The 16,353-nt window shown below is 69.5% G+C and carries 18 protein-coding genes; 5 read left to right on the top strand and 13 right to left on the bottom strand.

The genetic code is table 11. From position 1 onward, the window contains the following. Window positions 1-89: 89 nt before the first annotated feature. From fahA to ACWEH3_RS01235, 6 genes are all read right to left on the bottom strand, one after another. Window positions 90-1,268: a fumarylacetoacetase gene (fahA, locus tag ACWEH3_RS01260; protein ID WP_450015459.1), complete on the bottom strand. Its 1,179-nt coding sequence runs from the start codon at window positions 1,266-1,268 to the stop codon at window positions 90-92. Next, window positions 1,265-2,461, bottom strand: coding sequence for a cupin domain-containing protein (locus ACWEH3_RS01255; protein ID WP_450015461.1), 1,197 nt, complete (start codon window positions 2,459-2,461; stop codon window positions 1,265-1,267). Before ACWEH3_RS01255 ends, fahA begins: the two co-directional genes overlap by 4 nt. Window positions 2,462-2,526: 65 nt before the next feature. Beyond that, window positions 2,527-3,153, bottom strand: a complete 627-nt coding sequence (locus ACWEH3_RS01250) for a TetR/AcrR family transcriptional regulator (RefSeq protein WP_450015463.1) — start codon at window positions 3,151-3,153, stop codon at window positions 2,527-2,529. 71 nt (window positions 3,154-3,224) lie between these two features. After that, window positions 3,225-4,055, bottom strand: a complete 831-nt coding sequence (locus ACWEH3_RS01245; protein ID WP_450015465.1) for an exodeoxyribonuclease III — start codon at window positions 4,053-4,055, stop codon at window positions 3,225-3,227. A gap of 32 nt (window positions 4,056-4,087) precedes the next feature. Beyond that, window positions 4,088-5,089, bottom strand: coding sequence for an N-acetylglutamate synthase, CG3035 family (locus tag ACWEH3_RS01240; RefSeq protein ID WP_450015467.1), 1,002 nt, complete (start codon window positions 5,087-5,089; stop codon window positions 4,088-4,090). Then, entirely contained in the window at window positions 5,079-5,669 is a 591-nt protein-coding gene (locus tag ACWEH3_RS01235; protein ID WP_355071656.1) for a peptide deformylase, read from the bottom strand. The genes ACWEH3_RS01240 and ACWEH3_RS01235 overlap by 11 nt, the downstream gene beginning before the upstream one ends. A gap of 181 nt (window positions 5,670-5,850) precedes the next feature. On the opposite strand from ACWEH3_RS01235, the gene ACWEH3_RS01230 reads away from it, so the two are divergent. Further along, window positions 5,851-6,204 carry a DUF3263 domain-containing protein gene (locus tag ACWEH3_RS01230; RefSeq protein ID WP_356962756.1) on the top strand — a complete coding sequence of 118 codons (354 nt, stop codon included), beginning with the start codon at window positions 5,851-5,853 and terminating at the stop codon, window positions 6,202-6,204. A gap of 53 nt (window positions 6,205-6,257) precedes the next feature. Here ACWEH3_RS01230 and ACWEH3_RS01225 read toward each other — a convergent pair whose 3' ends face one another. Next, window positions 6,258-6,560 carry a hypothetical protein gene (locus tag ACWEH3_RS01225; protein WP_450015469.1) on the bottom strand — a complete coding sequence of 101 codons (303 nt, stop codon included), beginning with the start codon at window positions 6,558-6,560 and terminating at the stop codon, window positions 6,258-6,260. Between ACWEH3_RS01225 and ACWEH3_RS01220 the strand changes: the two genes are divergently transcribed. The 4 genes from ACWEH3_RS01220 to ACWEH3_RS01205 all read left to right on the top strand — a co-directional run bounded on the left by ACWEH3_RS01220 (window position 6,547) and on the right by ACWEH3_RS01205 (window position 10,251). Next, window positions 6,547-6,810: a LytR C-terminal domain-containing protein gene (locus tag ACWEH3_RS01220; protein WP_450015471.1), complete on the top strand. Its 264-nt coding sequence runs from the start codon at window positions 6,547-6,549 to the stop codon at window positions 6,808-6,810. The two genes, ACWEH3_RS01225 and ACWEH3_RS01220, sit on opposite strands and share 14 nt — an antisense overlap. A 162-nt stretch (window positions 6,811-6,972) precedes the next feature. Next, complete coding sequence (gene sodC, locus ACWEH3_RS01215) at window positions 6,973-7,659, top strand: superoxide dismutase[Cu-Zn] (RefSeq protein ID WP_450015473.1); 687 nt, start codon at window positions 6,973-6,975, stop codon at window positions 7,657-7,659. 11 nt (window positions 7,660-7,670) lie between these two features. Then, a complete protein-coding gene (locus ACWEH3_RS01210) occupies window positions 7,671-8,816 on the top strand; it encodes a glutamate--cysteine ligase (RefSeq protein WP_450015475.1) in 1,146 nt (381 codons plus the stop codon). Window positions 8,817-8,892: 76 nt separating this feature from the next. Beyond that, window positions 8,893-10,251, top strand: a complete 1,359-nt coding sequence (locus tag ACWEH3_RS01205) for a DUF5933 domain-containing protein (protein WP_450015477.1) — start codon at window positions 8,893-8,895, stop codon at window positions 10,249-10,251. Window positions 10,252-10,265: 14 nt separating this feature from the next. On the opposite strand, the gene mnhG is transcribed toward ACWEH3_RS01205, so the two are convergent. Genes mnhG through ACWEH3_RS01175 form a run of 6 tightly spaced genes read right to left on the bottom strand, consistent with a single transcriptional unit; the run spans window position 10,266 to window position 16,293 of the window. Further along, window positions 10,266-10,601, bottom strand: coding sequence for a monovalent cation/H(+) antiporter subunit G (gene mnhG / locus ACWEH3_RS01200; RefSeq protein ID WP_450015479.1), 336 nt, complete (start codon window positions 10,599-10,601; stop codon window positions 10,266-10,268). Continuing rightward, a complete protein-coding gene (locus ACWEH3_RS01195; protein ID WP_450015481.1) occupies window positions 10,598-10,858 on the bottom strand; it encodes a monovalent cation/H+ antiporter complex subunit F in 261 nt (86 codons plus the stop codon). The genes mnhG and ACWEH3_RS01195 overlap by 4 nt, the downstream gene beginning before the upstream one ends. Then, entirely contained in the window at window positions 10,855-11,421 is a 567-nt protein-coding gene (locus ACWEH3_RS01190; RefSeq protein WP_450015483.1) for a Na+/H+ antiporter subunit E, read from the bottom strand. Before ACWEH3_RS01190 ends, ACWEH3_RS01195 begins: the two co-directional genes overlap by 4 nt. Further along, a complete protein-coding gene (locus ACWEH3_RS01185) occupies window positions 11,418-13,022 on the bottom strand; it encodes a Na+/H+ antiporter subunit D (protein WP_450015485.1) in 1,605 nt (534 codons plus the stop codon). The genes ACWEH3_RS01190 and ACWEH3_RS01185 overlap by 4 nt, the downstream gene beginning before the upstream one ends. Next, window positions 13,019-13,396, bottom strand: coding sequence for a Na(+)/H(+) antiporter subunit C (locus ACWEH3_RS01180; RefSeq protein WP_450015487.1), 378 nt, complete (start codon window positions 13,394-13,396; stop codon window positions 13,019-13,021). Before ACWEH3_RS01180 ends, ACWEH3_RS01185 begins: the two co-directional genes overlap by 4 nt. Next, a complete protein-coding gene (locus ACWEH3_RS01175; protein WP_450015489.1) occupies window positions 13,393-16,293 on the bottom strand; it encodes a Na+/H+ antiporter subunit A in 2,901 nt (966 codons plus the stop codon). Before ACWEH3_RS01175 ends, ACWEH3_RS01180 begins: the two co-directional genes overlap by 4 nt. Between the last annotated feature and the right edge of the window lie 60 nt (window positions 16,294-16,353).

Below are 16,353 nucleotides of genomic sequence, written 5' to 3'. Positions count from 1 at the left end.
GCGCTCGGGTAGCGGCGTACCCGGAGAACGCCGTTCTCATGCGCGGCTGTCGTCGAAACCGGTATCCGGTGGGACGAGACCGAACGTGTTCAGCGCGGGTGTGCTGGAAGGATCCGGCCGGTGACCTCGCCCAATCCGATCCTGGTCGAACCCGGGCCCGGGGCCGATGCCGTGATCGTCACCGCGTCGCCGTCCTCGAGGAAGGTGCGTTGCTGATCGTTGACCGATACCGGCCTGCTGCCGCCCCAGGACAACTCGATGAACGATCCGCGCCGGCCGGGTTCGGGACCGGAGATGGTGCCCGAGGCGTACAGATCGCCGGTGCGCGTCGATGCGCCGTTCGCGGTGAGATGAGCCAGCATCTGCGCCGGTGACCAGTACATCCGGGAGTAGGGCGGGTAAGTGACAGGTTGTCCGTTCCACGTCACGGTGAGTTCGATGTCCAGGCCCCAGTGCTCGGTACCGAGCAGGTAGGGCAGAGGCGCGGGTGACTGTTCGGGCAGCGGTATGCGCGCGGACTCCAAGGCAGCCAGCGGCGTGATCCACGGCGATATCGAGGTCGCGAACGACTTGCCGAGGAACGGGCCCAGCGGCTGGTACTCCCAGGCCTGGATGTCGCGGGCGGACCAATCGTTGACCAGCGCGACGCCGAAGACCCGGTCGGCGAACTCATCGATCTCCACCGGTACGCCGAGCCGCGAGCCGACGCCGATCACGAATCCGAGCTCGGCTTCGATGTCCAGCCGCCGCGACGGGCCGAAATCCGGTGCGCCGGAGTCTGTTCCGCGCTGCCCGCAGGGACGCGCCACATCGGTGCCGGACACCACCACGGTGCCCGCCCGCCCGTGATAACCGACCGGCAGATGGCGCCAATTCGGCAGTAGCGGATCGCCGTCCGGCCGGAACAGGCGGCCGAGGTTCGTCGCGTGGTCGATGCTGGCGTAGAAGTCCACGTAATCGCCGATACATACAGGCAGCCGCAACACCACGTCGGACAGCCGATGCACCGCGGCGTCGTCCAGTTCGCCGTCGACCGCCTCACGAATCCGGTCGCGCACCGTCCGCCAGCGCACGGGTCCCTGCGCGAGGAAGGCGTTCAGGCTCGGTTCGGCGAAAACCGAATCATCCAGCAGCACAGCCAAATCGATGACATGTTCGCCGAGCCGCACCCCCACGCGGGGGCCTTCTCCGGTCGGCGCGAACACCCCGTAGGGCAAGTTGTCCGGACCGAACTGCGACTCCGGCGCTACCTCCACTGCGGTCCTCACGCGGGGCCTCGCCCCGACCAGCTCCACGCATAGGTCGGGTCTTCGCAAGCCAGCGCGCCTTCGCCGAGCTCCAGCGGGCGAAAGGTGTCCACCATGACGGCCAGCTCGTCGAAGTACTCGATGCCGATGCTGTTCTCGTACGCGCCGGGCTGTGGACCGTGGGCGTAACCGCCGGGGTGCACCGACACCGAGCCTTGCGTGATTCCCGAGCCTTTGCGCGCTTCGTAATTGCCGCCGCAATAGAACATGACCTCGTCGGAATCGACGTTGGAGTGGTAGTACGGCACCGGGATCGACAGCGGGTGATAGTCCACCTTGCGCGGAACGAAATTGCAGACGACGAAGTTGCCGCCCTCGAACGCCTGATGGACCGGCGGCGGCTGGTGGATGCGGCCGGTGATCGGTTCGAAGTCGGCGATATTGAAGGTGAACGGATACAGGCAGCCGTCCCAGCCGACCACGTCGAACGGGTGCGCGGCGTAGACCATCCGCGTGCCGACGACCTGGCCGCCGGGGCGGTGCTTGACCAGCACGTCCACTTCGGTGCCGGTCGCACTGATGGTCTCGGTGGGTCCGTGCAGGTCGCGCTCGCAATACGGGGCGTGTTCGAGCAACTGGCCGAACTTCGACAGATAGCGCTTGGGCGGCGTGATGTGACCTGTCGCTTCGATTACATACGCCCGCAACGGTTCCGGGCCGGTGGGCCGCCAGCGGTGTGTGGTGGCACGCGGGATGAGCACCTGATCGCCCTGCCGTGCGGGCAGCGCGCCGAACACGGTCTCCACCACCGCCGCGCCCGACTCCACATAGACCAGCTCGTCGCCGATCGCGTTGCGGTACAGCGGCGAACCGCCTTTCGCGACCACATAGGAGATGCGCACGTCGGCGTTGCCCAGCAGCAGCCGGCGCCCGGTCACCGGATCGGTCTCCGCCGGGGTGTCGCCGGGGAACAGCGTGTGCAGGCGCAGATGGCGGTGACGCAGCGGATGGTTCGGCGTGGTCCGCTGATCGGGCAGCTCCCAGACCGTCGAATCGACCAGTGCCGGGGGCAGGCCACGGTGATAGAGCAGGGAGGAGTCGCCGGAGAAGCCCTCCTCGCCCATCAGCTCCTCGTAGTAGAGCCGCCCCTGCTCGTCACGATGCTGGGTGTGCCGCTTCGGCGGTACCGCACCCACTTGCCGATAGAACGCCATGACCGTTCCTCCGCCAGCCGGTGGTCGGGTAGTTGATCACCATCGTAGTGCGGCCGAATCCCCTATCAGGCGTTTCGCATGGCCCGGTAGACCGCGGCCCCGACGAACGCGCCGAGATCCGCCGGTGTCCAGCCGTCCTGGTCCGCGAGCAGCGCGCGTACGGCGGCCTCGCCCGCGGAGACCCACTGCTCCACCAGCACCGGCAACTTGTGCTCGGCGTCCAGCGTGCCCCAGGCGCGCAGCGTCGGGCGCAGGAGTTTGGTACAGCGCTCGATGACGAGCGCGCGTCCGCGCCCGAAGGAATTCGCGACGGCGGGGTCGGGATTGCCGTAGACCAGCCGCCAGGCGTCCGGCCGGCTCGCGGCCTTCGTCAGCAGAGCGCGGAATCCCTGGACGAACACGGTTTCGTCGGCGTCGACGTCGCGTGGCTTCACCACCTCGAGCACGCCGCTGACCAGGTAGCCCTCCTCGCGCTGGATCAGCGCCTCGATCAGCTCGACGCGATCGGCGAAGCAGGCGTAGACCACCGGCCTGGTCACCTTCATCCGCTCCGCGATGGCGGCCATGGTGACCGCGGCGATGCCGTTCTCCACGGCGATGGCGAGCGCGGTGTCGAGCACCTGCGGACGGCGGCGCTCCGGGCCGAGATGCTGTGCGCGCTGCCGTTGTCGCACGGCCGGGTCGGCGCCCATACCGCCCAGCCTGCCGCCGGCGGCCCGGTTACCGCTGCTGCGGCGGGGGAAAGGCGGCTGCGCCGGGCGGGTCACGAGCGCCCGGGTTCGTCGGCGAACTCGGCGATCACCGGGGCGTGGTCGCTGGCGCCCTTGCCCTTTCGCGCCTCACGATCGACCGTCGCGTCCGATACGGTGGCGGCGAGCGCGGGAGAGGCGAGGATGAAATCGATGCGCATCCCCTCTTTTCGCGGGAAGCGCAGCTGGGTGTAGTCCCAGTAGGTGTAGACGCCCGGTCCCGGCGCGAACGGCCGCATGACATCCGTGAATCCGGCGTCCACGACGGCCTGGAAGGCATCGCGCTCCGGCTGCGACGTGTGCGTCTTCTCGGCGAAGTACTCCACGGACCACACATCGTCGTCGGTCGGCGCGATGTTCCAGTCGCCCACCAGCGCGATCTTGGCCTGCGGGTCGTCGGCCAGCCAGCGCGCGCCGTTGTCGCGCAGGGCGGCAAGCCATTCCAGTTTGTAGGCGTAGTGCGGATCGCCCAGCATGCGGCCGTTGGGCACGTACAGGCTCCACACCCGCACGCCGCCACAGGTGGCCCCGATCGCGCGGGACTCGACGACCGGCGTGCTGATCAGCGACTCACCTGCGTCCTTGTCGAAGCCGGGCTGGCCGGGAAAGGCGAGCTCGACGTCGGAGAGACCGACGCGGGAGACGATCGCCACCCCATTCCACTGGTTGATCCCCAGGTGGGCGACTTCGTAGCCCAGTTCGTCGAAGCGCTCGAACGGGAACTGGTCGTCGCGGCACTTGGTCTCCTGGATGGCCAGCACGTCGATGTCCTGGCGGTCGAGCCAGTCCGCGACGCGGTCGAGCCGGGAGCGAATGGAGTTGACATTCCAGGTGGCGAGACGCACTGCGGCCTTCCTTCGCGGGTGACAGGTCTGTTCTACCGCAGGCCGCCGGGCCCGGCGAGCGGTTCCGGCGCGGCGTAGCGATAGGTGTGGTGTTCGATGAAGCCCAGTTCGCGGTACATCGCGCGGGCCGGGTCGTTGGTGGCTTCCACCTGGAGATAGGCGTGCGTCGCGCCGCGGTCGCGGCCCCAGCGGATCAGTTCGGCGCAGACCAGCGAGCCGAGCCCGTGCCTGCGGTGCGCGGCGGCGACGGCCACGCAGGTGAGGCCGATCCAGCGGCGTCCGTCGGGGGCGGTGGTGAGCGCGCCGCGGCCGATCGCGATGGGACGCGGCAGGCCGAGCGAAGCGAAGCCGAGTTCACCGTTCAGGACCGCGGTCAGTACCTCGGGATCGGGCGCGGGAATAGTCCGCGCGCCGGGTTCCTCGCCGTCGTAGCGGTGCGTCTCCAGCCAGTCGGCGTCGGGAGCGGCCGCGATCCGCACCATCGAAGGGCCTTGGGGCAGCACGAAATTGTCGATATCGAGAGCCAGCATGGCCGTCTCCCGCCAGCTGTGCCAGCCGGGTGGCACCGGGGCCAGCCGATCGGGCAGCGCGAGCTGCACGGGCAGGCCCTGCGCGGTGTACCACTCGCCGATCCGGTGCAGCGTCTCCGCCGACACGGTGGCGGGTCCCTCGGAGCTGCCCAGCGGCACAGCGGAATTCGCGCGCCCGGTGTATCCGTTGCCCGCGCGCGCCAGCCAGCCGTCGATCCACGCGTGTTCGACGCCCGGCCAGCCATAGGCGGCCGCGGCCTCCAGCGCGCGGATCTCTCGGATGCGAATCGGCCTCGGACCGATGGCTTTCAGCGCGACCACGCGCTCCGGCGCCACCGAGACGAGCTCGCCGCCCGCGCCGCGCACGGTCGGCGGGTCCAGAGAGACGAGTTCGCCGATCACGTCGGTCAGCGGTTGTGGATAACCCGCGGGCAGCTGATAGCGCAGCACCACGCGGCGGCCGAGCGGAATATCGGGCAGGCCGGCGGCGGGGTCAGTCGTCATGCCCGAACGGGTCGGGGTCGGTGCCGGGCAGCCAGCTCAGACCCGGTGTGCCCCAGCCGTTGCGTTTGATCGCCTTCTTGGCGGCCCGCGCGTTACGGCCGATCAGCACATCCACGTAGAGGAACCCGTCCAGATGCCCGACCTCGTGCTGGAGCATGCGGGCGAAGAAGCCCTTGCCCTCCACCTCCACCGGCTCTCCGTTCTCGTCGGTGCCGGTCACCTTCGCCCATTCGGCGCGACCGGTGGGGAACTGCTCGCCGGGCACCGACAGACAGCCCTCCTCGTCGTCGTCCGGGTCGGGCATGGTCTCCGGGATCTCCGAGGTCTCCAGCACCGGATTGACCACCACCCCGCGTCGTCGGGTCGCGGTGCCGTCCGCGCCGAGGTCGGGGCAGTCGTAGACGAACAGGCGAAGCGGAACGCCGACCTGGTTGGCCGCGAGCCCGACGCCGTGCGCGGCGTCGAGCGTTTCGTACATGTCCGCGATGAGCGGAGCCAATTCCTCCGGCGATCGAGTGACCCGCTCGGTCGGGTTGTGCAGAACCGGGTCGCCGACGATCACGATCGGGAGGATTGCCATGGGCCAATTATTGCCGTGGGCGCCACGTCACAGCTTCCCGGGTGCCGAAGTGGAGGCCGCGACTACCGGCCGGTAGGGAACACGCCGCGCTGCGGACCCGGCGATTCCTCGGCCGCGTGGTTGAATGTTCCGCGACGTACAAGCACCATTTTCGTCTGGTGGTCACTCGGCGAGGAGCGAGATGGACGGCGCAGCGGCACGGAATCTTTCCGCGACCCACAACGGCCCTTCCGCGAGCGAAGATGGCACGACGGAGCACGCTTCGGCCGAACAGGCCGACGGCGACGGACTGAGCCGTCGCGAACTCGACATCCTGGCCTTCGAGCGGCAGTGGTGGAAGTACGCCGGGGCCAAGGAAGAGGCGATCCGCGAGCTGTTCGCCATGTCGCCGACCCGGTACTACCAGGTGCTGAACGCGGTGGTCGATCGGCAGGAGGCGCTGGCGGCCGACCCGATGCTGGTCAAGCGGCTGCGCAGGCTGCGAGCGAGCAGGCAGAAGGCGCGCGCGGCGCGGCGGCTCGGATTCCAGGTCTGAGCCGGCGATGCGGACCCGGACCCGTCCCGTGCGACTAGGCTCGCGAAGGTGAGCTACCCGAACCCCACCTCCGGTGGGCCACCGTTGCGCGCCCTGGCGATGGTGCTGATCGCGTTGGCCATCGTCTTCGCCGGTCTCGGGGCGATGTCGCTGTCGAGTTCCGACGCCGACACCGACGCCTCGGGAACCAGCGCATCGCCGACCTCGAGCGCGAGCGCCGCGCCGCAGGTCCCGGCGAGCACCACCGCACCCAAGGCGCCCACCTCGTCCACCGCGGTGGCGACCGTGACGGCGACCAGTGCCGCCGCGTCGACCACCACCACGGCGGCGCGTTCGGTCCCGGTGCGCGTGCTCAACAACAGCATGGTGGCCGGACTCGCGGCGAAAACGGCCGGCCAGCTCGAGGCCAGCGGCTGGACGATCGCGGAAACGGGCAACTACCCGGGCTCGAACATCGCCAAAACCACGGTGTACTACGGCGATTCGTCCGGCGACAAGGAGGCCGCGCAGGCCATCGCGGACCAGCTCGGCGCGTCGGTGGCACCGAAGTCGAGTGCGATCGGGGATACCGCGCCGGGTGTAACGGTGATCGTCACGGGTAACTGACCCATATGTGGCCGCTGGTCGCACGCCCGGACCAGCGAACACGAGTTAGGGCGCGCCGCCCTGTCAGGGGCACGGTGGGACGGCGTGGCATCATCTTGTCCGGTAACGAACGTGTCCACCCGCCCTTACTCGTAAACTCGGTACTCGTAAAGGAGTTCCCCGATGGCCTCGTCCACAACTCGACGCCCGTCCTGGCGGACTGTGACCCCGGTGCTCGCGGTCGCGGTCTTCGGCCTCGCCGCCTGCTCGAACAGCCAGGAGTCGAGTGACGTCCAGGGAACGACCCCGCCGGTGTGGAGCGGGTCGCCCGCTCCGGCCGGGCAGTCGAGCACCGAGCACGGTGGCTCGCCGAACGCCGAGCAGGGCGTGAACGTGCAGCTGAAGGACCCCTCGGGCGCCTCGGTGGGCACCGCGAACTTCGCCAAGGACGGCAACCACCTGCAGCTCACCGTCGAGGCGCACGGCCTGCGCCCCGGCTTCCACGGCCTGCACGTGCACCAGGTCGGCAAGTGCGAGCCGAACTCCGTCGCGCCGACCGGCGGCCCGGCGGGCGACTTCCTGTCCGCCGGTGGTCACCTGCAGGTGGGCAGCGCCAACGCGCATCCGGCCAGCGGCGATCTGACCTCGCTGGAGGTGCGCGGCGACGGCGTCGCCAAGCTGGTCACCACCACCGACGCGGTGACGCTGGACGACGTGAAGGGCAAGGCCCTGATCATCCACGCCGACGCCGACAACTTCGGCAACATTCCCAACCGTTACTCCCGTGCCGATGGCGTCGCGGGTCCCGATGAGACGACCCTAGCGACGGGCGACGCGGGCGGCCGTGTCGCTTGTGGCGTGATCCAATAGCGCGGTGGCATATGGGCGGGGCAGGAATCGAACACGTTCCCTTCGATGGTTCACCCCGGCCCACCATCGGGGTCGAATGGGAGATCGCCTTGGTCGACAAGGTGACCCGCGACCTGTCGAATACCGCCGCGGCGGTGTTCGATTCACTCGGTGACCTCCGGGCCCACGACGGCACACCCCAGGTCACCAAGGAATTGTTGCGCAACACCGTCGAACTCGTCACCGGGGTGCACGAGACCGTCGGCGCGGCGGTGGAGGACCTCACCGGCACGATGAACACGGTGCGCCGTGCGGCCGAGCAGCTCGGTGTCGACTTGTTCTGCGCGGGCACCCATCCGTTCGCGCAATGGTCGGCCCAGCAGCTGACCCGATCGGAGCACTACGACGAGCTGATCGAGCGCACCCAGTGGTGGGGTCGCCAGATGATGATCTGGGGCGTGCACGTGCACGTCGGAGTCTCCCACCGCGACAAGGTGTTTCCGATCCTCAACTCGTTGCTGCTGTCGTATCCGCATCTGCTCGCGCTGTCGGCGGGCTCGCCGATGTGGTCGGGATCGGACACCGGCTACGCGAGCAACCGGACGCTCATGTTCCAGCAGTTGCCGACCGCGGGCCTGCCGTTCCAGTTCGAGAACTGGACCCAGTTCGAGCATTTCGTGCACGATCAGATCAAGACCGGTGTCTTCACGCAGCTCGGCGGCATGCACTGGGACATCCGCCCGGCGCCGAAGTGGGGCACCATCGAGGTCCGGGTGTGCGACGGGATCTCCACGCGCGCCGAGCTCGCCGCGATGGCCGCGCTCATCCATTGCCTGATCGTCGACCTCGACCGCCGCGTCGAGAACGGCGAGGAACTGCCCACCCTGCCGCCGTGGCACGTGCAGGAGAACAAGTGGCGCGCCGCGCGTTACGGGCTGGATGCGATCATCATCACCGATGCCGACAGCAACGAGCGGTTGGTCACCGACGACCTGGCGGATCTGCTGAACCGCCTGGAGCCGACGGCGGCGCGGCTGGGCTGCGCGGACGAACTCGCGCTGGTCGCCGAGATCCCCAAGCGGGGAGCCTCTTACCAGCGGCAGCGCCGGGTTGCCGCAGCGTCGCAGGGAGATCTGGTCGCGGTGGTGGACGCGCTGGTCGAGGAGCTGAAACAGTAGCGATCGGCCGCGTACAGGTCGGTTGCTGTTCAGCTGGCCAGGGGGATGACGTTCACCCCACGTTTACTATGGTCGGATGCTTGTCGAATACCCGGGTTCCAGAGCAGGAAGCGCGGTCGCGCGCCGTCGCGTACCGCGGACTCGGATCCGGGTCGTCGCGGCGGTGGCCGCGGTGCCGGTCCTGCTGATCGTGTTGCAGGGCGTCGCCATCTGGCAGGGATTCGAAGGCCCCCTGGAAAGCTTGGGGCGCGACTACATCGGCACACCGAAATCGATGTCGGTGCCGTGGGCCGGACTGGTCCTTGCGATGGTGGGCATTTCGGCCCGTCGCAGGCTGGTCGCGGTGGGTGTCGCGGCTGCCATCGATGTGGCGTGGGCCGGCGTCCGCTTGCTGGCGGGAGAGCCGTTCGCGATCGGGAACGGCCCCGTGCTCGTGCTGACCGGCTTGGCGCTGGTGGCCTGGCTGCGCTGGTCCGGAACCGAACGGCGGGACGCGCTGCACGCAGCCGCGCTCGGCGCGCTGCTCGTCCTGGCCACCAAGGTCGGCGATGTCTGGTTGCACGTCACCGTGATCGGCAGACCGACGGTGCTCGATGAATACGTGATCCTGGCCGACCATGCGCTGGGCGATCCGTCGTGGGTGCTCGGGCGGGCGGTGGACACGCTCGGGCCGGTGGTCTACGCGGTGCTGCACTGGGTCTACATCGAGCTGCCCGTGGCGGCGATCGTCGTGGCCGTGTGGCAGCTGCGCCGAGTGGTGTCGTCGGGCCGGTGGCCGTCGCATTACCTGGTGCGCACCTTCCTGGTGCTCGGCTTGATCGGTCCCTTGGTGTACGTCCTCTTCCCGGTGGTCGGTCCGATGTTCGCGTACGGCCCGGACGGCAACGGGCTGCAATTGGGCAACTACTGGCCGGGGGTCGTGCCGCCGATCGATCGCAATCCGCTGCCGCTGCCGTTCGACGCGGCGGTTCCGCGCAACTGCATGCCCTCGATGCACACCGCCTGGGCGCTGTCGGTGTTCCTGCACACCCGCCGCGACGGCGACGGCGAGCCTGCTCCGCGCTGGCTGCGCTGGGGCGGCGCGTTCTGGCTGCTGGCCACCCTCACCGCCACCCTCGGGTTCGGCTACCACTATGGCGTCGACCTGGTCGCGGGCGCGGTGCTGTGCCTCACCGTCGAATCGGCGCTGCGCGCACCGGAGCGCGGCTGGGGATGGTTCCGGATCCGGTTGGTCGGCTCCGGTGCGGTCGTGCTGGCCACGCTGCTGCTGTCCTACCGCTACCTCGCCGTGCCGATGGCCGAGTATCCGGTGCTCGCGGGCACGGTCGTGCTCGGGCTGCTGGCCGGACTGGCCGCGGCGTTCCACGCGACGTGGTTCGCGACCGCGCGGCAGCCGGAGCAGGCCGTCCGCGAGGTCGAGCCCGTCGCGCGCTGAGGCCGGTCACGCGGCTAATCGACGTCGTCGTCACGCATCTCGTTGACGCGCAACAGGCCGTCGCGGTAGCGCTGCTCGCGGTAGGCGGTGCGGCCGATCAGGTGGGCGATCACCGGGGCGGTCAGCAGGGTGAACAGCCCGACCAGCACCAGCATCCAGACGTTGCCGTGTCCGCCCAGCTGGATCGCGGCGCCCGCCAGCACCAGGATCAGCCCGATGACCTGTGGCTTGGTGGCGGCGTGCATCCGGGTCAGCGTGTCGGGAAAGCGCACGATCCCGATCGCCGCCGTGAGCGCCAGCGTCGAGCCGAACAGGATCAGGGTGCCCGCGAGCACGTGCCAAAGGTTCATCTGTCGTCCCGCACCCGGAATCGGGACACCGCGGCCGAGCCGAGGAACCCGACCAGCGCCAGCGCGACGATCGCGGGCATCACGGTGGTATCGGCGCTGTAGGCCGCCCAGACGGCCAGCCCGGAGGCGGCGATGGCGATCAGCGAGTCGATGCCGACCACCCGGTCCAGTGTGCTCGGTCCCATGACGACGCGATACGTGGTGATCAGCGCCGCCGCGGTCAGGATGACGGCGGCGAGGACGGCGACGACGGTCACGATGTCACCTCCGGGGGAGAAGGCGGCCGGGAGTACGGCCATCCGGTCGGGCGTTCGAAGGTTTCGATCAGCAGGCGTTCCAGCCGCCGGGTGGTCCGGAAGAACTTGTCCACCGCCGCATCGCTGCCGACATCGAGAACGTGCACGTAGACGACGCAGCGCCGACGATCGATCTCCAGCACCATGGTGCCGGGGATCAGGTTGAGCAGGTCGGCCCACAGCACCAGCACCAGATCCGATCGCGTGCCGGAGTACACGCGCAGCACGCCCGACACCGGGGTCTGCTTCGGGCGGATCGCGAGCCAGGCGACCTGAAGACTCGACTCCAGCGCGTAATACGCGCTCGCCACGATCAGTTCGGGCAGGGGAAACGGGTTCAGCCGCCCGGACACCGGCACGCGGGGCAGCGGCAGCGCCACCATGATCAGCGCGGCGACCGCCAGCCCGCCCAGGACATTCGCGATGCTCGGGTCGCCCCACAGGGCCAGCCAGACCACGGTGAGCCACACGAGGATGCCGACGCGGACGGTCTTGTCGCGGCCCCGGCCCCGCTCGGCGCTCATCGTGGGCTTCCCGGCGATACGCCCAGCACCGCACCGATGTACACGCCGGGATCGCGCAGGTCTACCGCGGCGCGGTCGGCGATCGTGAGGATCGGCCCGGCCAGCACCGTCAGGCACAGCCCCACCGTAACCAGCGCCGCGGTGGACAGCACCATCAGCGGCGGCATGCGGCCGGGATCGGTGCGCTCGTCGTAGTGCACGTCGGTCGCTTCCTCGATCAGCGTCGGCGGTTTCGCCGCGGTGATATGGCCCTCCGGCGCGTCCTCGCGGGGCCGCCAGAACGCTTTGCTCCATACCCTGGCGACGGTGTAGAGCGTGAGCAGGCTGGTGAGCACCGCGCCGCCGACCAGCACCCAGGCCAGCACGCTGCCGCGTTCGGCGCCCGCCCGCAACAGCGCGACCTTGCCGATGAACCCGGAGAACGGCGGTATCCCACCGAGATTCAGCGCTGGGACGAGGAACAGCACGGCCAGCAGCGGGCTGGCCGCGGCGAGCCCGCCCAGCCTGCGCAGCGAGGTGGATCCGGCTTGCCGCTCGATCAGGCCCGCCACCAGGAACAGCGTGGTCTGCACCAGAATGTGGTGCGCCACGTAGAACACCGCGCCCGACAGCCCGGCCGCGTTGGCGAGGCCGACGCCGAACACCATGTATCCGATGTGACTGACCAGCGTGAACGACAGCAGACGGCGGATGTCGCTCTGCGCGATGGCGCCGAGGATGCCGATGAGCATGGTGAGCAGGCCCGCCACCAGCAGCACCGAGTCGAAGCCGCCGTCGGGGAACAGCAGCGAGTGGGTCCGGATGATCGCGTACACGCCGACTTTGGTGAGCAGACCGGCGAACACGGCGGTGACCGGCGCCGGGGCGGCCGGATAGGAGTCGGGCAGCCAGTTCGACAGCGGGAAGACGGCCGCCTTGATGCCGAACGCCACCAGCAGCACCGCGAAGATCGCCGTGCGCGTGCCCTCCGGCACGGCGCCGAACCGGACCGCGAGCTGGGCGAGATTCAGCGTTCCGGTGGCCGCGTAGGTGAGGCCGATACCGGCGAGGAAGATCAGCGACGAGACCGACGAGACCATCACGTAGGCCACGCCCGCGCGGATGCGTTCGGTGGTCGCGCCCACGGTGAGCAGCACGAACGACGCCGCGAGCAGGATCTCGAAGCCGACGAAGAGGTTGAACAGGTCACCGGCGAGGAACGCGGCCGAAACCCCGGCGGTGAGCACCAGATACGTGGGCCGGTAGATCGAGGTGGGCTGCCGCTCGTCGCCGTCGCGGATGTTCTGGCCCGCGCCGTAGAGGTTGACCGACAGCAGCACGATGGACGAGACCAGCAGCATCGCCGCCGACAGCCGGTCCACCACCAGCGTGATGCCGATCGGCGCTGCCCAGTCGCCCACCTGCAACGCGGTGGTGCCGTCCCGGTCGACCAGGAACAGCAGCAACCCGCAGATCGCCACGACAGCGGTGAGCGCCCCGACGCTGACCGCGCTCTGGATGCGCGGCCTGCGGCCGAAGACGAGCGTGGCCGCCGCGCCGAGCAGGGGGACGAGCACCGGCAGCGGCGTGAGGACCGGCAGCAGGCCGGGCGATAGGCTCACGTCTCCGGGTCCTCTCCGGCGCGCCGCCGGGCGACATCCACGTCCTCTTGGTCGTTGGCGACGTCGTCGCTGGTGGTGAGCATGTAGGCGCGGTAGGCGAGGGCGAGCACGAATGCCGCGATGCCCATGGTGATCACGATGGCGGTGAGCAGCATCGCCTGGGCGAGCGGGTCGGCCATCTCCTCGGTGTCGGCCGTACCGCGGATGGGCGGTTTGCCGCGACCGCCGCCCGCGGTGAGGATCAGCAGGTTCACCGCGTTGCCGAACAGGATCAGCCCGAGCAGCATCTTCGACACGGCGCGTTCCAGGAGCAGGTACACCCCGCACGCGACGAGGATGCCGATCACCACCAGCAGGGTCAGATTCGCGGTCACGTCGCGGAACCTCCGTTCGCCGAGGGGGTCTCGGCGTCGGCCAGCTCGCTGTCCAGGCGTGCGCCGAGACTGCGCAGCACGTCCAGCACCAGGCCGACCACGATGAGGTAGACGCCGAGATCGAACAGCAGCGCGGTGACCACCTTGACGTGCCCGATCACCGGCAGCGAAACCTCGATGATCGCCGAGGACAGCGGCGGCGCGCCGAGCAGCAGCGACGACACGGCGGTGCCCGCGGCCAAGGTGAGGCCGGCGCCGAGGATGTGGCCCGCGTCGACGGGCAGTGCCTCGCCCAATTCGTAGCGGCCGCCCGCGAGGTACCGCAGGGTCAGCGCGAGCCCAGCGGTGAGCCCGCCCGCGAACCCGCCGCCGGGCGCGTTGTGGCCGGAGAAGAAGAAGTAGACCGACAGCACCATGATGGTCGGGAACACCAGCCGCGTGGTGATCTGCAGAACCATCGAGCGTTCGGCCCGAGCCACCAATCGGCCCGCGGGCAGCCAGCTGACCAGCTCCGGATCGTAGTCGGGGGAGTCCGTCGCGCGCGGCGCGCTACCGAAACGCCTGCTGCGGAATACCAAAGAGGCCACCCCGGTCGCGGCGACGACGAGCACCGAGATCTCACCGAGGGTGTCCCACGCCCGCAGGTCGACGAGCAGGACGTTGACGGCGTTCTTCCCGCCGCCGAATTCGTAGGCGGCATCGGGAATTCCGAGCCAGACGGGTTCGGCGGTGCGGGCCGCCACGGCGAACCCGGCCAGGACCGCGACCACCGTCCCGGTCCCGACGGCCAGAACCGCTCTGCGCAACTTGAACGCGGCCGTCCGGCTCGGCTCGATCGTCGCGGGAAAAGCGCGCAGCACCAGCACGAAGATGACCAGGGTGAGCGTCTCCACCAGGAATTGGGTGAGCGCGAGGTCGGGCGCGCCGTGCAGCGCGAAGATGACGCCGCTGCCGTATCCGGTCACCCCGACGACCAGCACGCTCGCGAGCCGGTTGCGCAGCACCGTCGCGGCGAGCGCGCTCACCGACATGATCGCGCCGATGGCCGCTTGCAGCGGCGAATCCCACAACCGCAGCGTGACTCCGGTGCGGGTGCCGAGGGCGAGCAGGACGGTCGGCAGGACGATGAGCGTGACCAGGATCACGGCTTGGCTCAGCGGCAGCGACCCGCGCTGCACCGCGCCGGTCATCCGCAGCGAGAGGGTGTCCATCGCGCGCAGCGTGGCGTCGTAGGCGCGGTCGGCGTTGCCGAGGCGCGGGTGCGCCGATTCGGCGAAGCGGTCGCCCAGCAGCCACAGCACTACGCCGACCGCGACGATCAGCAGTGTCGACGCGAGCGCGGCATCGAAACCGTGCCACAGCGCCAGATGCGACGGAACCCCGGCCAGCGTTTCGGCGTAGGGGCGCAATCGTGCGTCGAGCCAGGACGGGGCGAGACCGGCCGCGAGGCTCGCGAGGGCGAGGAGCACCGGTGCCGCGAGGAACAGAGCACCCGGCGGATGCCAGCGGAGACGGCGCTCGGCTTCCGGCTGATCTTCGGCGACGGGTACTTCGCTCGGGTGGTGGGCGACGGGCGTGGCGCCTGCCGCGGGTTCCGGCCCGCGGTCCTTGTCCGCGAAAGCGCCCCAGACGAACCTGATGCTGTAGCCGACGGTCAGCATCGAGCCGAGCACCACTCCGGTGAACACCGCTCCGCGTACGGGCGCGGTGAGCACGTCCGCGTCCAGTACGGCGTTCAGCGCGCTTTCTTTGCCGACGAAGCCGAGCAGCGGCGGTATGCCCGCCATGCTGAGCGCGGCCAGGACCGCGGTGGCGCACAGCACGGGAGCCCGACGGCCGAGCCCGGACAAGCGGCGCAGGTCGCGCGTGCCCGCACCGTGGTCGATGATCCCGACCACCAGAAACAGGCACGCCTTGAACAGCGCGTGCGCGACGATCAGCGCGACTCCGGCCAGCGCGGCATCGGGTGTGCCGATGCCGACCAGCACGATCAGGAATCCCAGCTGGCTCACCGTGCCGAAGGCCAGCACCAGTTTCAGATCCACCACCTGGAGCGAGCGCAGCCCGGCCAGCAGCATCGAGGCGAGGCCGAGGGTCAGCACCAGCGGATGCCACACGGGGTTCTGCGCGAACGCCGGCGCCAGGCGCGCGATCAGGTACACGCCGGCTTTCACCATCGCCGCGGCATGCAGGTACGCGCTCACCGGGGTCGGTGCGGCCATCGCGCCGGGCAGCCAGAAATGCAAGGGCACCACGGCGGATTTGGTGAGCGCTCCCACCAGGATCAGGGCCACCGCGACATTCACCGCGGTCCCGCTCGGGCTGGTCCCGGAAAGGAGATCCGACAGCAGATAGCTGCCGTTCACGGTGCCGAGCACGACGATGCCCGTCAGCATCGCCAGTCCGCCCGCCCCGGTCACCAGCAGCGCCTGGATCGCGGCCCTTCGGCTGGCCGCCTGCTCGGCGTTGTGACCGATCAGCAAGAACGACAGCACCGTTGTCGCTTCCCAGAACACATAGAGCAGGAGCATGTTGTCGCTGGTGACCAGCCCGAACATGGCGCCGGCGAACGCTACCAGCTCGGCGGCGAACACCCCGAGCCGCGGCTCGTCGTCCTCGAAGTACCGGGCGCAGTAGATCAGCACCAGCGCCCCGATGCCCAGCACGAGCGCGCACAGTACCGCCGCGAGGGTGTCGAAGCGCAGATCGATGTTCAGGGCGATGCTCGGCGCCCAGGTGAGCCGAACTCGCTGCGGCGCGGACCAATTCGCGACAACCCAGGCGAAGCCGCCGAGCGGGACCACAGCCAGTAGAAAGAAAGCGTTGCGCCCCAGTGCCCGCACCCACAGCGGAGCCACCAGGGCGGCCGCGGCATGAACGAGCAGGATCGCGAGCAAACTTCACTCCGTCGGGTAGGGGCGGCGGGGTGTCCGGCACAAGCCTACGGAAAGCGTGCT

The organism is Nocardia sp. NPDC004718 (genome assembly GCF_053601535.1).
This window is presented reverse-complemented; position numbering and strand designations above follow the sequence as displayed.